General features: G+C 63.5%; 12 protein-coding genes. 8 read left to right on the top strand and 4 right to left on the bottom strand.

The window, feature by feature from the left end; translation table 11 throughout:
- The first annotated feature begins 2 nt into the window (after positions 1-2).
- Genes KRX52_RS05040 through KRX52_RS05055 form a run of 4 tightly spaced genes read left to right on the top strand, consistent with a single transcriptional unit; the run spans position 3 to position 3,996 of the window.
- A complete protein-coding gene (locus KRX52_RS05040) occupies positions 3-821 on the top strand; it encodes an aspartate/glutamate racemase family protein (RefSeq protein WP_217680071.1) in 819 nt (272 codons plus the stop codon).
- Positions 822-833: 12 nt separating this feature from the next.
- Entirely contained in the window at positions 834-2,207 is a 1,374-nt protein-coding gene (locus KRX52_RS05045; RefSeq protein WP_217680072.1) for an FAD-dependent oxidoreductase, read from the top strand.
- A 14-nt stretch (positions 2,208-2,221) separates the two neighbouring features.
- Complete coding sequence (locus tag KRX52_RS05050) at positions 2,222-3,013, top strand: electron transfer flavoprotein subunit beta/FixA family protein (RefSeq protein WP_217680073.1); 792 nt, start codon at positions 2,222-2,224, stop codon at positions 3,011-3,013.
- Entirely contained in the window at positions 3,010-3,996 is a 987-nt protein-coding gene (locus KRX52_RS05055) for an electron transfer flavoprotein subunit alpha/FixB family protein (protein ID WP_217680074.1), read from the top strand. Before KRX52_RS05050 ends, KRX52_RS05055 begins: the two co-directional genes overlap by 4 nt.
- A gap of 245 nt (positions 3,997-4,241) precedes the next feature.
- On the opposite strand, the gene KRX52_RS05060 is transcribed toward KRX52_RS05055, so the two are convergent.
- The 4 genes from KRX52_RS05060 to KRX52_RS05075 all read right to left on the bottom strand — a co-directional run bounded on the left by KRX52_RS05060 (position 4,242) and on the right by KRX52_RS05075 (position 8,926).
- Complete coding sequence (locus KRX52_RS05060) at positions 4,242-4,862, bottom strand: hypothetical protein (RefSeq protein WP_217680075.1); 621 nt, start codon at positions 4,860-4,862, stop codon at positions 4,242-4,244.
- 172 nt (positions 4,863-5,034) lie between these two features.
- Complete coding sequence (locus tag KRX52_RS05065) at positions 5,035-6,429, bottom strand: hypothetical protein (RefSeq protein ID WP_217680076.1); 1,395 nt, start codon at positions 6,427-6,429, stop codon at positions 5,035-5,037.
- Positions 6,430-6,506: 77 nt separating this feature from the next.
- Positions 6,507-7,721, bottom strand: coding sequence for a hypothetical protein (locus tag KRX52_RS05070; RefSeq protein ID WP_217680077.1), 1,215 nt, complete (start codon positions 7,719-7,721; stop codon positions 6,507-6,509).
- 242 nt (positions 7,722-7,963) lie between these two features.
- The gene (locus KRX52_RS05075; protein WP_254797405.1) at positions 7,964-8,926 is read right to left on the bottom strand and encodes a LysR family transcriptional regulator; all 963 of its coding nucleotides are present in this window, start codon (positions 8,924-8,926) and stop codon (positions 7,964-7,966) included.
- Positions 8,927-9,013: 87 nt separating this feature from the next.
- Here KRX52_RS05075 and KRX52_RS05080 point away from each other — a divergent pair, with 87 nt between their 5' ends.
- The 4 genes from KRX52_RS05080 to KRX52_RS05095 are packed head-to-tail and all read left to right on the top strand — an operon-like array spanning position 9,014 to position 13,231.
- The gene (locus tag KRX52_RS05080) at positions 9,014-10,459 is read left to right on the top strand and encodes an FAD-dependent oxidoreductase (RefSeq protein ID WP_217680078.1); all 1,446 of its coding nucleotides are present in this window, start codon (positions 9,014-9,016) and stop codon (positions 10,457-10,459) included.
- Position 10,460: 1 nt separating this feature from the next.
- Positions 10,461-11,192 carry an SDR family NAD(P)-dependent oxidoreductase gene (locus tag KRX52_RS05085; protein WP_254797406.1) on the top strand — a complete coding sequence of 244 codons (732 nt, stop codon included), beginning with the start codon at positions 10,461-10,463 and terminating at the stop codon, positions 11,190-11,192.
- A gap of 25 nt (positions 11,193-11,217) precedes the next feature.
- Entirely contained in the window at positions 11,218-11,793 is a 576-nt protein-coding gene (locus tag KRX52_RS05090) for a cysteine hydrolase family protein (RefSeq protein WP_217680079.1), read from the top strand.
- A gap of 31 nt (positions 11,794-11,824) precedes the next feature.
- Positions 11,825-13,231 (top strand): MFS transporter, encoded by a 1,407-nt coding sequence (locus tag KRX52_RS05095; protein WP_217680080.1) that lies wholly within the window; start codon positions 11,825-11,827, stop codon positions 13,229-13,231.
- Positions 13,232-13,255: the final 24 nt, after the last annotated feature.

Genomic DNA, 13,255 nt, shown 5'->3' on the forward strand with positions numbered 1-13,255 from the left:
CCATGACCATCCGCATCTGGCACCAGAGCTTCACCGTGCTCAGCGACCTCGGCGCCTACGACGCCGCCCTGCGCGCCCACTTCAAGAAGGTCGCCCGTCCCGACACGGTGATCGACATGCACGGCATGCAGCCGGGCACCTACCGCAGCAACTACCCGGGCGACGACATCAAGCACGCCGCCCTCCAGTACCTGCACGGCCTGCAGTTCATGGCCGCCGGCCTCAACGCCGAGCAGCAGGGCTACGACGCCTACGCCATCAGCACCCTGCCGGAGCCGGCGCTGCGCGAGATCCGCAGCCTGCTCGGCATCCCGGTGGTCGGCTACGGCGAGTCGGCGATGCTCACCGCCTGCACCCTGGGCCGCAAGTTCGGCGTGCTGGTGTTCATCGACGAGCTGGCCGAACTGGTGGCCGAGAACGCTGCGCGCCACGGCCTCGGCCAGCGCCTGGCCGGCGTGCGCCATGTCGGCTTCCGCTTCGCCGACGTGCTGGCCGCGTTCAGCGATCCGGCCTCGCTGATTGACCGCTTCCGCAGCGCCGCCCGCGCGCTGATCGCCGCCGGCGCCGAGGTGATCATCCCCGGCGAGGCGCCGCTCAACGTGCTGCTCGCCACCCACGGCATCAGCGAGGTGGACGGCGTGCCGGTGCTCGACTCGCTCGGCGCCTGGATCAAGCAGGCCGAGTCGATGGTCGACCTGCAGCGCGCCAACGGCACGCGCACCTGCAACCGCGGCTACTTCTCCGCCCAGCCCGACCCCGAGCGGGTGCGCGAAATCTTCGCCTTCTATGGCCTGGGCCAGCGGTTTCTCGAGCCGCGCTGAGGAGTGACGAACATGAGCGAAATTCTGAATACCCAACTGCTGGTGATCGGCGGCGGCCTGGCCGGCTTCGCCGCCGCGCTGAGCGCCGCCGAGGCCGGTATTGACGTGCTGCTGTTGGAGAAGACCGCCGCCACCGGCGGCTCCTCGGCGATGAGCGGCGGCTGCCTGGCCTTCGCCGGCACCGACCTGCAGGCCGAGCGCGGCATCGAGGATTCGTCCGAGCTGCTGTATCGCGACCTGGTCGAGGTCGGCAAGGGCGAGTGCGACGAGGCGCTGGTGCGCGCCTACGCCGACCACCAGCTGGCCACCTACGCATGGCTCAAGGCCCACGGCGTGGCCTTCCAGCCGGTGATCGAAACCGCCTCCGGGCAGTCGGTGCCGCGCGTGCACAACGTCGACCCGGCCGACATGGTGCGCCAGCTGGAGCTGGCCGCGCTCAACACCGGCAAGGTCGAGGTGCTGCACAACACCCGCGCCCGCCGCCTGCTGCGCAGCGCCGGCGGCCGGGTGATCGGCGCCAGCGCCGAGCGTGATGGCCAACCCCTGGAAGTGCGCGCTACGCGCGGGGTGATCCTCGCCTGCGGCGGCTTCGTCCACGACCGCGAGATGATCCACCGCTTCGCCCCGCTGTACGACAACGCCGTGTTCATCGGCGGCGAGGGCAACGAGGGCGACGGCCTGCGCATGGCCTGGGCGCTGGGCGCCGACGTGCGCGACATGGTCCACATCAAGGGCACCTTCGGCAAACACCCGATGGACGAGAACAACCACCACGCCTGCCTGGCCGTGTACAAGGGCGCCATCGCGGTCAACCAGGAGGGCCGCCGCTACGTCGACGAGTCGCTGTCCTACAAGCTGCTCGGCGACGCCTGCATGCAGCAGTCCTACGGGGTGACCTACCAGATCCTCGACCGCGACATCATGGAAAGCGGCGACGACCGTGTGCGCATCCTCGACTTCGAGCGCCGCTTGGAAGAAGGCCTGTTCGTCGAGGCCGACAGCCTGGAGCAGCTGGCCAAGCTGCTGGAGCTGCCGGTGGAGGACTTCCTCTCCGAGGTGGCCGCCTACAACGCGGCGGTCAGCCAGGGCGAGACTCCGGAGTTCGGTCGCCGCCACCTGGTCCACCTGCACGGCGCGCTGCGCACCATCGCCCGCCCGCCGTTCTACGCCTACCCGTCCACCGCCGCGGTGTTCGGCACTTACTGCGGGGTCAAGGTCGACGTGCAGATGCGCGTGCACGACGTGTTCGGCGAGCCCATCGACGGCCTGCTGGCCGCCGGCGAGATGGTCGGCGGACTGCATGGCGCCGCCTACATGACCGGCTCGGCGCTGGGCAAGGCGGCGATCTTCGGTCGCCTGGCCGCCGCCACCGCCTGCAACAGCTGAAGGAGGAAGGGCCGATGAACATCCTGGTACTGCTGGCCGGCGTGGCCGACGTCCGCTACCCGCTGCACGACATCCGCATCGACGCCGCCGGGCTGATCGAGGAGAGCGGCCAGTCGCGCCGCCAGCTCGGCCCGTTCGACGAGGGCGCCCTGGAGCTGGCGCTCAAGCTGCGCGATGCCCGCGAGGACTGCCGCATCGAGGTGCTGGTGCTCGGCGGCAGCAACAACGACAACCTGCTGCGCAGCGTCGCCGCCTTCAAGCCCGACCGCCTGCGCCTGCTCGACCTGCAGCCGTGCCGGCCCTGGGACGCGCGCCTGAGCGCGGCGCAGATCGCCGGCCTGATCGGCGCGGAAGGCACTCCCGACCTGCTGCTGATCGGCCGCGAGTTCGGCGACCTCGACGAGGGCAGCCTGCCGGTGCTGCTCGCCGCGCGCCTCGGCCTGCCGCTGTTCGCCCTGGCCCAGTACGCCGAATGGCAGGACGGGGGCGTGCGCCTGCTGCGCGAGCGCGGCATTCGACAGCAGTGGCACACCGTCGCCGGCCCGCTGTTGGCCACGGTGACCAACGACCGGCGCAACAAGCTGCGCCATCCGCTGATGAAGAACGTGATGCTGGCCAAGAAGATGACCTTCGACAGCGTGGCCGCCAGTGCGGCGGCGGACAGCGACGTCCGCCTCGCCGACCTGGCCCCGGCCCGCGAGGTGCAGCGCGGCGGCCAGTGCCGGCTGCTGGACGGCGACGTGCCGAGCCAGGCCCGTGCGCTGGCCGGCTACCTGCGTGGCGAAGAAGAGGAGAACGCGGCATGAACGCGCAACGCGAGATTCTGGCCCTGATCCCCCTGGCCTGGGGCGAGGACGCCCTCGACATGACCCTCGGCGCCGCCCAGCGGGTGACCGCCGAAGCCGGCCTCGGCTTCGCCGCGCTGCTGCTCGGCAACGCCGGCGCCGAGGAGGGCGCCCGCCGCGCGGCCGCCGCCGGCGCCGCGCGCATCTGCCTGGCAGCACATGCCGGCCTGGCGCTCGACGCCGAACCCGCCGCCCTGGCGCTGGCCGGCGCCGACGCGGTGCGCCGCCAGCCCGAAGCCGCGCAGCGCCTGCTGCTGGTGCCGCCGGGCGCCGACGGCGAGGAACTGGCCGCGCACCTGGCGGCGGCGCTGGACGCCCAGCCCCTCGGCCGCTGCAGCGCGCTGCGCTGGACCGAGTCGGGTCTGGAGGCCGAACGCGCCACCTGGGGCGGCCGCCTGCGCCTGGGCATGACCCAGGCAACCGGCAACACCGTCGCCTGCCTGCGCCTGGGCAAGGCCGAGCTGAGCAGCAGCGCCGAACCGCAATGCGAGCGCCTGGAGCTGGACACCGTCCTGCCCGCGCCGCTGGCGGTCGAGGAGAGCACCAGCGGCCAGCGCCTGCCGCCGGTGGAGAGCGCGCGCATCGTGGTGTCCGGCGGCCGCGGGGTCAACGAACAGGGCTTCGCCCTGCTCGAGGAACTGGCCGAACGCCTGGACGGCAGCCTCGGCGGCAGCCTGCCGGCGGTCGACGCCGGCATGGTCCCGGTGGTGCGCCAGGTCGGCGTGTCCGGCAAGTTCGTCAGCCCGGACATCTACCTCGCCGTCGGCATCTCCGGCACCCCGCAGCACCTCGCCGGCATCAGCCCGGACACCCGCATCGTCGCCATCAACAAGGACCCGGCGGCGGACATCTTCAAGGTCGCCAGTGTCGGTGTGGTGGGGGATTGGGAGCAGGTGTTGCCGGAGTTGTTGAGGGTGGTGGGGGAGGGGAGGGCTGCGTCCTGAGACTGGAGGTGTTGGTGGGGACGCTGGGAGGCGTTCCAACCGATAACTTGGCACAAGTATGTGCGGTGTCGCCAGGATGTTGTTGGCTAATTTTTAATATGAAGGAAGATTAATTTGCAGGTTCTACGAGGCTGCGAGCAATCAAAAACGGACGACCATTTTGTGAGTTAGGAAGCTCGTTGATGGGGCGTGATACTTCGCTGCTTCGGCTGCAAGGCATAGTGTTTTTTCCGGCAAGCCAGAGCTCATTTATCGCGTAGTTTACCTGCTGACCATATTATGAAGTCTAGTTTCTTTCTCTTCCCGATCTTGCCTGTATAGTTGGGGAAGTTTCTATCAAAAGCGTCGATAGTCGGATTGAGAAGACCGTCGGAAATAATTTTAGAATAATCACAAGCTAAGTGCTCGTGAAACTGTAGAAGGTTGGTGATTCTGTCGGAAAGCGGCTTGTATGGCAAGGGTGGCTTGTATCCGTACATCTTCGCTACCTCTGAATCATATATGGGAAGTAAGGGATTGATAGTGTTTGCCAGCTTGGTTGCAAATGAGAATTGCAGGCTCTTGGAACCCTTTGCATTCTCTATTCCGTGCAGTGTCTCACATATTTCCCTCAGGTTTGGCGCTTTTGATCTTGTCTCTTCCATAAGCGCAAAGTATCTATTTTTGAATTCATCGGTAAGTCCGGCGTTATCTATTCTGTAGAATGAACGAAATACAAACTGAAATAGCTTGTTGTCAACAACAGAGCCGCCGTTAGACCACTGGTCATTGATGAAGTAGTAAGTAGCCAATGACTCCTCTTTCAGGTTTCCGATAATTCTGAGGCAGGAGGAATTTATTTTTTGTATGTCAAGCTTCCATTTCATGTAAAAAACCTAGCAGTTAGGGGCGGGCGGGGAAAGTAGCTCTTGATCGTTCCCACGCTCCGCGTGGGAACGCAACCAGTGACGCTCTCACAGACGCGGACGCAGAACGTAAAGTGATGAAATCCCACGTAGAGCGTGGGGGCGATCATAACTTTGAGAGGTACTTTTGTGTTCACTTTTTAAGCTTTGCCTCCTCATCCTGCTGCCAGTGTGTTGTCTCTACATAGGAGGGGGTGTTTGAGTCTCCAAGCATCAATGGGTCTTGGTAGAACGTATCTACAAAGTTTGGTACTCGTGCAAAATGTTGAAGTGTTTCAGCCCATTGGTAGTCATCTTCTTTTGGATAATAATTTACAGCGTGGATTAATACTGCTAGCACCATTGAGTCTGAGGCGTTGTATTCTGATAATTCCTCAAGATGCTTCTCTCTTCTGATATTCTCAACATTGATTCCCTCGCGAGTCTCGTAGAGTATATGGATCACTCCAAGGTTCTGTGGCGGGATTTGGGATGCTGCATGTGCCATTAGGCTCTTGAAGTGTTTTGAGCGTCTTTCAAGAGATGTTTCATGATCGCACCTCCATTGTGCGGCAGCGCAGTTTGCAACGTCACATACAAAAATATTAAGAATTGTGTCTTTGTCGCCTGGGCGAACGATATCTGTAGCGATGGTGGCTATACTACGTTTTTCATTTGAATCGGTATTTCCGAATACAAGTAACTCGTGTTGCGGGCAGTTCGGGCGAACTGAGTTTTTCTCATAATGGCTTAATACTTTTGGTTTGTCTATTGGCTGTATTGATAGACTGAATTGATCAAGATCGTATTTTGCGGATTCTGCACTTAAGGCGGCATCGTAAGCGTTGATGAGGTCGGTGGGCGATATTTCGCTAACAGCACAATGAAACGTTATGTCAACGGTGTGCCACGGGGAGGATAAGAGCATATGATTGCTCAAGCTCTCCCATAGCGTACCCCATGCGGCCTCCTCATCTTGTGAATACTTCGTTTGCTTCGCAGCCCGCTTGCATTCGACGTAAAATTCAAACCCCTTCTTTGCGCGTAGGTCTGGCGACTTTTTGGAGTTGTTTGGCCATGTAATGCTGTTCTCTGGAATAAACTCTACTTCGTAGCCGTTCTTGATGTAATGTGCGGCAGTTATAAGTTCAAAAATTTGATTTTCTGGGGACGACTTGTTGCCCAGCATTTTATTGATTACTGCATCAACATTTGGAGTGTGGCGAAGCTGGTCGGCATGTTCCCCTAAGGTCATTGCGTAGGGATAGATGCGTCTAGTGCTATAGTTTGAATCGCTGTAGGGGTGATCCCAAGCAAGCTCAGCCGCGAGAATGTACCAATTTATATCGTTCTCTGGAGGCGCGTAGAGTTGAGGCTCTATAGGTTTTCTTAGGTCAATGGATGACTCTTTTCTCCTTATCTCTGATAATAATTCCGCGCGTCTAGATGCCCATTCTTCTTGTCCAAGATGTTCGGTCATCCATTTGTGGAATGATTTGATCTTGGCTTTTTCTATGTTTCCGGATTCTTGAAATTGTGGGCTTTCCATGGGTTCTCTTCAGTTGGCAAATGGCTTTTATTGAATTTTTGATTGTTCGCGCGCTTGTGTGGGAACGCAACCATTCGTTAGGAGCAGGTTGATGCTGATTGGCTGGGTATGACTTTTTCTGTTTGAGCTTCAGCTAATGCTTGGTCGAGGGTGTTAATTACATGCTCGGCGCCTAAAAAATGAATTTTTTTCGCCGATGCCCCGCCGCGTAACGCCATTCCGACGAAATAAAATACTCCTCCGAACATCGCAAAAATTGGTCCGCCACTTATGCCGTCAATGTCGACGCTAAAATCCGCGCAGTCGATGGTGAAAAGCCCGTCAATAATGGAGTCTCCGCTCAGTTCTCCACGAACAACAAGGGCCTGCGGGATGATTTTTCTATTCTCATAATCGTATTTGCTGTCTGTGTTTGGGTAGCCTACGGCAAATATCTTCTGCCCAGATTTTAGTGAGCTGGAAGGCTTCCATAGGATGTCCATTCGCCAAGACCACCACTCTACTTTTGGACCGATAGGTGAGTCGTCTACAAGCCAAAGAAATATGTCTTGCGAGTCATCGCTCTCCTCAATCTCGTCGTGTTTCGGAGTGAAGCATCCTAGAAATGGGACGGGATTTTCGTGGCCTGTAACTAGCAGGCGTGCATTCTTTGGGTCTGCGTTGCACTCTTCAATAACATGCTTGGCAGTTATGGCAAATTGATGCCCTTTCCATGCGGCGATGAAGAACGTGCCACTCCCCCATGGAATGCAATGCTCATCAAGAAACTGTACCGGGTGTGAGCCAGTGACTAGAGCGTCAAATGCCTCTTGAGTCATCAGTTGGTCGCCAATCTCTAGAGATTCGCTTAAGATTTCATCTAGCTCCTCTTGTGTTGTATTTAAGGTTTCAGCTGATTGAGAGCGGCATAAGTTGGCTAGTGCCCATGTCGCCCCAATATGACCGTCTTTGAATGCTGTCTTGTAAAGCTCATACGCAATGGCGGGAAGCTCTTCTTGGTGGTCTTGCGCAAAAGTGAAGGCAGCCTCAGCGCTTTCTGCGTTGAGAGCCAAATTTATCCAATATAAGTATCCGGGCTTATTGGCGGTATTCTTCATCATGCGGGCCATGAGAAGCATTGCTCCAGGGTGGCCTTTTTCTGCAAGATCGAAAATCTTTCTGTCTTTCTCTGGGTCATCTTTTAGTGACGTAAGTAGCGCGCTGGACTCAGGAAAGAAAACTGTTCCTGTCCATTGCTTGTGTGCTTCCTGCATATCCTCTGGCAACTCTGTTGTATTCTCTAGCAAATTCACCTTCTGTTTACCTCCATGTGTGAAGAGTGTCCACTCACTGATTTTAGGTGTCACTACTCATGAAAGTAGTGTGGTGGGAGGGGAGAAGTAATCAGAATAACTCCCGTAGTCCCCATGCCTGTGATTGGACGGGGAGCTTTACTGTTATGCGATGCCCGCCCTAACCGGTGAGAAATAGCCTTACATCTCAACCCTCACCCTCACCCTCACCCTCACCCTCACCCTCACCCTCACCCTCACCCTCACCCCCGCCCCCGTCTCCCCACATGCAACCCCACACTCGCCCCCGGAGCCGGGCGGCGCTGGGCGTCCAGGCTCGCCAGCAGGAATTCGATGAAGGCGCGGGTGCGCGGGGCGACGAAGCGGGATTTGGGGGTGACGGTGAAGAAGGTGCGGCCGTAGGTCTGCCAGCCGGGGAACAGTTCCACCAGCTTGCCCTGGGAGAGCAGCCGGTTGACGAATACGTCCAGCACGTAGATGAAGCCCTGGTCGTCCAGCGCGGCGTCGATCAGGGCGTCGGTGCTGTTGAAGTGCAGCTTGCCCATCGGCTGCAGGTCGTGGGCTTCCTCGCCGAGGGTGAAGGACCAGCGCGCCGGGGTGTAGCTGCTCTTGGGGAACAGGCCCAGGCACTGGCTGGGGTCGAGCTGGGCGGGGTGGTCGGGGGTGCCGAGCTTCTCCAGCAGCGAAGGGGTGGCGCAGGCGACGTAGTGGGCCTGGTACAGCGGGCGGGCGACCAGGTCGGCGTCGTTGACCGAGTCGATGCGGATGGCCATGTCGGTGCCGCTCTCGATCAGCCCCTCGGGGTGGTCGGTCAGGCGCAGGGCGATGCGCAGGTCCGGGTGGCGGGCGCCGAATTCGGCGAGCAGCGGGGCCATCACGTCCTTGCCGAAGGCGGCCGGCGATTCGATGCACAGCTGGCCCTGGACGCTGGCGGTCTGCTCCATCACCTCGGATTCGGCCTGCTCGACCTGGCGCAGCAGCTCGACGCAGTGCTTGAAGTAGCGCTCGCCGGCGTCGGTCAGGCGCAGGGTGCGGGTGTTGCGGCTGAGCAGGGTGACGCCCAGATGGGTCTCCAGGTTGCGCACGCTGGCGGTCACCGTGGCGTTGGCGATGTCCAGCGATTCGGCGGCGCGGTTGAAGCTGGCGCACTCCACCACGCGGGTAAACACCTGCATGGCCCAGAGTTTGTCGATCCGGCTCTTCATTATTTTCAAATGCCCCATTAGCTCGGCCGGCCTCGTTCTGCGGTCGGCGCCTTCCTATCGTAACAACCACCAGAGGGAGGCTCAAAAATGACCGATCTGAATTTCGATTTGATTGTGGTGGGTTGCGGTGCCGCGGGGCTGTCGACGGCGGTGTCGGCGGCGGAAAGCGGCCTGCGCGTGGCGGTGCTGGAGCGGGCGAAGAAGGAGGAGCGCGGCGGGCAGACCCGCTTCACCGAGGCCTACTTCCGCATGAAGAACCACGAGGAGGTGACCGACGACTTCGACGCCTTCCTGGCGGAGAACTCGGGCTACTACCAGGACCCGGACTTCGTTGCCGAAAGCCTCAGCGAGCGCAGCGCCTGGTCGGTGCAGACCCGCGCGCTGGCGTCCATCGACGCCAACGTGATCGGCACCTTCGCCGCGGAAGTGCCGGGCACCGTGCAGTGGCTGAAGGACAACGGCGTGAAGTTCGACTTCCTGCCCACCCAGTTCCTCACCAGCACCCAGCCGCGCCTGCTGCCGGTGGGCGGCGGCGAGGCCATCGTCGAGGCGCTGGCGGCGCGCGCCGAGGCGCTCGGCGCCGAATTCTTCTACGAGACCACGGCGCGCGGCCTGCTCACCGCCGGCTGCAACGAGGTGGTCGGCCTGCGTGCGTATTCGCCGGCCCGTGGCGAGATCCGCTTCGGCGGCGCGGTGATGCTGGCCTGCGGCGGCTTCGAGGGCAACCTGGAGATGCTCACCCGCTACGTCGGCCCGCGCGCGTCCTTCATGCGTCCGGTGTGCAAGGGCGGCTTCTACAACCGCGGCGAGGGCATCCAGATGGCGCTGGAGATGGGCGCGGCCGCCGCCGGCGAGTACGGCAGCTACCACGCCGAGCCGGTCGATCCGCGTTCGGGGATCTCCGAGCCGTCGATCTTCATCTTTCCCTACGGCGTGCTGGTCAACAAGGAAGGCGCGCGCTTCACCGACGAGGCGCCGGGCACCGTGGATGCCTGGTACGAGCGGGTCACCCGCAAGATCTTCGCCCAGACCGACGGCATCGCCTGGGTGATCCTCGACCAGAAGGTCAAGGACATCCCCAACTACCGCCTGGGCATCCGCACCGACCAGCCGGCCATCGAGGGCGCGAGCCTGGCCGAACTGGCCGCCAAGCTCGGCCTGCCGGTGGCGGCGGTGGAGCGCAGCGTGGCCGAGTACAACGCTGCCTGCCGTCCCGGCGAGTACCGCCCGCTGCAGCTCGACGGCCTGGCCACCGAGGGGCTCAACCCGCCGAAGAGCAACTGGGCGCTGCCGCTGGATAAGGGCCCGTACCTGGCCTACCCGATCATCTCGGCCAACGTGTTCACCTTCGGCGGCCTGAAGACCGACGAGCACGCGCGGGTGATCAACGTCGACGGCGAGCCGATCCGCAACCTGTACGCCGCCGGGGAAACCGCCGGCATGTACTTCGGCAACTACTGCGGTGGCACCTCGGTGCTGCGCGGCCTGGTGTTCGGCCGCATCGCCGGCCACACCGCTGCGGAGAGCCGCTGACATGGCCGTGGCAATGGTGACCGGCGCCGGTGGCGCCATCGGCAGCGCGGCGTGCCGGCTGCTCGCCGCGCAGGGCTATCGGGTGGCGGCGCTGGACCTCAGCGAGCCGGCGACGCTGCCGGCCGGCGCCTGGTTCCGCGCCTGCGACGTGTCCTCGCGCGCCGCCGTGGCGGCGGTGGTGGAGGAGGTGGAGCGCGAGCTGGGCGAGATCGACGCATTGGTCAACGTGGCCGGCGTGGTCTCCAAAGGCAGCGCGCTGGATCTCGACGAGGCCGAGCTGCAGCGGGTGCTGCGCATCAACGTGCAGGGCACGCTGATCCCCTGCCAACTGGTCGGCCGGCGCATGGCCGGGCGGGTCAGGGGAGCCATCGTCAACATCGGTTCGGTGGTCGGCAAGAACGGCGGCAACGCCCGTCCGTGGTTGGACCCGGCCGAGCAGGCCAGCGCCGGCAACGTGGCCTACGGCATGTCCAAGGCGGCGGTGCACAGCCTGACCCAGTTCCTCGCCAAGGAGCTGGCCAGCCGCGGCGTGCGGGTCAACGCCGTGGCGCCCGGCCCGATCGCCACTGACATGACCACGACTTTCCCGGAGACCCTGCGCGCGCTGATCCCGCTCGGGCGCATGGGCCGCGCCGAGGAGGTCGCCGAGGCGGTGGCCTTCCTGCTCTCCGACAAGGCCGGCTTCATCAGCGGCGAAATCCTCGACATCAACGGCGCCCTGTGGTGCGACTGATTCAACCCAGCAGAGACTTGAAACAATGAAGAGCATCTACCTGGTTCTGGACATGCAGAACGACCTGATCCACGAAGACGGCGCCAGCGGCAAGTCGCCGCTGGGCGAGCAGGTGCGCTCGCGCGAGATCATCGCGCGCACCGCCGCGGCCATCGACAAGGCGCGCAGCAAGGGCATCCCGGTGGCCTTCGTGCGCGTGGCCTTCTCCGACGACCACCGCGAGGCCAACCCGAACTCGCAGGTGTTCGGCCCGATCGCCAAAAACGGCATCCTCAAGATGAACGCCTGGGGCGGCCAGGTGCACGCGGCGCTGGCGCCGCAGGCCGGTGAGTGGGATATCGTCAAGCACCGCGTCTCGCCGTTCTACCAGACCCGGTTGGAGCTGCTGCTCAAGCGCGAAGGCATCGAACGCATCTACTGCAGCGGGGTGAGTACCCAGGCGGTGGTGCAGGCTACAGTACGCGACGCCCACGACCGCGATTTCGACGTGGTGCTGCTGGAGGACTGCTGCGCCTCGCCTTCGGCCCAGGAGCATGCCAACTCGGTGGCCAGCATCGGCCGCTTCTGCACGGTGACCACCGCGGACGCCGCGTTCGACTGACAGAGCTGGGTGGACCAGCGGAGACACGGAAATGACCACGCTGGAAAACCCGCCGCTGCGCACCGAGGGCGCGCCTGTGCAAGGCGCCGCCCTCGGCGCCACCGCCGCGCTGATCGTCGGCACCTTCGCGGTGGTGATGTCGGCGACCACCATCAACATCGCCATCGTGCCGATGATGCAGGAGTTCGCCGTCAGCCACCGGGTGGCGCAGCTGTTCTCCTCGCTGTTCCTCGGCGCCACCGTGCTCACCGCGCCGCTGGCCGCCTGGTTGTCGCGGCGCTGGGATGCACGCCAGGTGTTCCTCGGTGTTCTGCTGATCTACGCGCTCGCCTCGCTGGCGGCCACGTTGTCCGATTCCTTCCTGTCCATGCTGCTGGCCCGTGGCCTGCAGGGCGCCTGTGCCGGGGTGATCCAGCCGCTGTCGATGTTCCTGGTGCTGGCGGCGGCGGCGCCGGAGCGCCAGGGGCGGGCGATGTCGCTGTACGGCCTCGGCGTGGTGCTGGCCCCGGCGCTGGGGCCGACCATCGCCGGCTGGTTCGTCGATCATATCGGCTGGCGCAGCACCTTTTCCCTCGGCGTGCCGCCCGCCCTGCTGGCGCTGGGCCTCGGCTGGTTCTGCCTGCCGCGCAGTCGGGAGGCGCTGGAGGAGGGCGGCAGTTTCGACTGGCCGGGTCTGGCCCTGCTCGGCGTGCTGGTGACGCTGACCTTCGTCACGCCGCTGGCGCTGGAGCGTTCGGCCGTACTGGCCGGGGCGCTGTGCCTGCTGTGGCTGGGGGCGGCCTGGCTGTTCTGGCGCGTCGAGCGCGCTCGCAAGGATGCGCTGCTGCCTTTCGCGCTGTTCGCCAGCCCGGGCTTTCGCGCCGCGGCGCTGGTCAGCGTGGCCTACGGCGCCGGCATGTACGGCTCGACCTTCCTGATCCCAGTGTTCATGCAGGGCGCGCTGGGCATCCCGGCGCTGACCACCGGCAACATCCTGCTGCTCGGCGGCGTGGCCCTGGCGCTGAGCACCAGCCTGGCGGGGCGGGTGGTCGACCGCCTGTCCGCGCGCCTGGTGGTGGCCGGCGGGCTGGCCTGTTTCGCCCTGGCCTGCGCACTGCTGGCCTGGGCCCGCGAGCTGCTGTGGATCGCCGTGGCGGTGGTGCTCTGCCGCATCGGCCTCGGCCTGGTGATTCCCGGCCTGTACACCGGCATGGCCCAGGTGGTGGTGCCGGGCGGCCTGCGCGAAGGCACTGCGGTGATCACCCTGCTGCGCCAGGGCGGCGGGGCGCTGGGGGTGTCGCTGATCGGCGTGCTGACGGCCTCCGCCGGCAGCGCCGAGCTGGCCGGCTGGCTGGGGCTAGCGGCGTCTGACAGTGCGGCCGCGGCACCGGCGACGGTGTTCGCCGGGATCGCCCTGCTGTTCGTCGCGGCGCTGCTGGTGGTGCGGCGCTTGCGCTGAGGCGGGATCAGGACAACCCATCGC

This window comes from Geopseudomonas aromaticivorans (assembly GCF_019097855.1).
GTDB classification, from domain to species: Bacteria; Pseudomonadota; Gammaproteobacteria; order Pseudomonadales; family Pseudomonadaceae; genus Geopseudomonas; species Geopseudomonas aromaticivorans.

Coding starts and splice junctions, on each gene's coding strand:
- KRX52_RS05040 (WP_217680071.1), top strand. CDS start 3: ATGACCATCCGCATCTGGCACCAGAGCTTCACCGTGCTCAGCGACCTC.
- KRX52_RS05045 (WP_217680072.1), top strand. CDS start 834: ATGAGCGAAATTCTGAATACCCAACTGCTGGTGATCGGCGGCGGCCTG.
- KRX52_RS05050 (WP_217680073.1), top strand. CDS start 2,222: ATGAACATCCTGGTACTGCTGGCCGGCGTGGCCGACGTCCGCTACCCG.
- KRX52_RS05055 (WP_217680074.1), top strand. CDS start 3,010: ATGAACGCGCAACGCGAGATTCTGGCCCTGATCCCCCTGGCCTGGGGC.
- KRX52_RS05060 (WP_217680075.1), bottom strand. CDS start 4,862: ATGAAATGGAAGCTTGACATACAAAAAATAAATTCCTCCTGCCTCAGA.
- KRX52_RS05065 (WP_217680076.1), bottom strand. CDS start 6,429: ATGGAAAGCCCACAATTTCAAGAATCCGGAAACATAGAAAAAGCCAAG.
- KRX52_RS05075 (WP_254797405.1), bottom strand. CDS start 8,926: ATGAAGAGCCGGATCGACAAACTCTGGGCCATGCAGGTGTTTACCCGC.
- KRX52_RS05080 (WP_217680078.1), top strand. CDS start 9,014: ATGACCGATCTGAATTTCGATTTGATTGTGGTGGGTTGCGGTGCCGCG.
- KRX52_RS05085 (WP_254797406.1), top strand. CDS start 10,461: ATGGCCGTGGCAATGGTGACCGGCGCCGGTGGCGCCATCGGCAGCGCG.
- KRX52_RS05090 (WP_217680079.1), top strand. CDS start 11,218: ATGAAGAGCATCTACCTGGTTCTGGACATGCAGAACGACCTGATCCAC.
- KRX52_RS05095 (WP_217680080.1), top strand. CDS start 11,825: ATGACCACGCTGGAAAACCCGCCGCTGCGCACCGAGGGCGCGCCTGTG.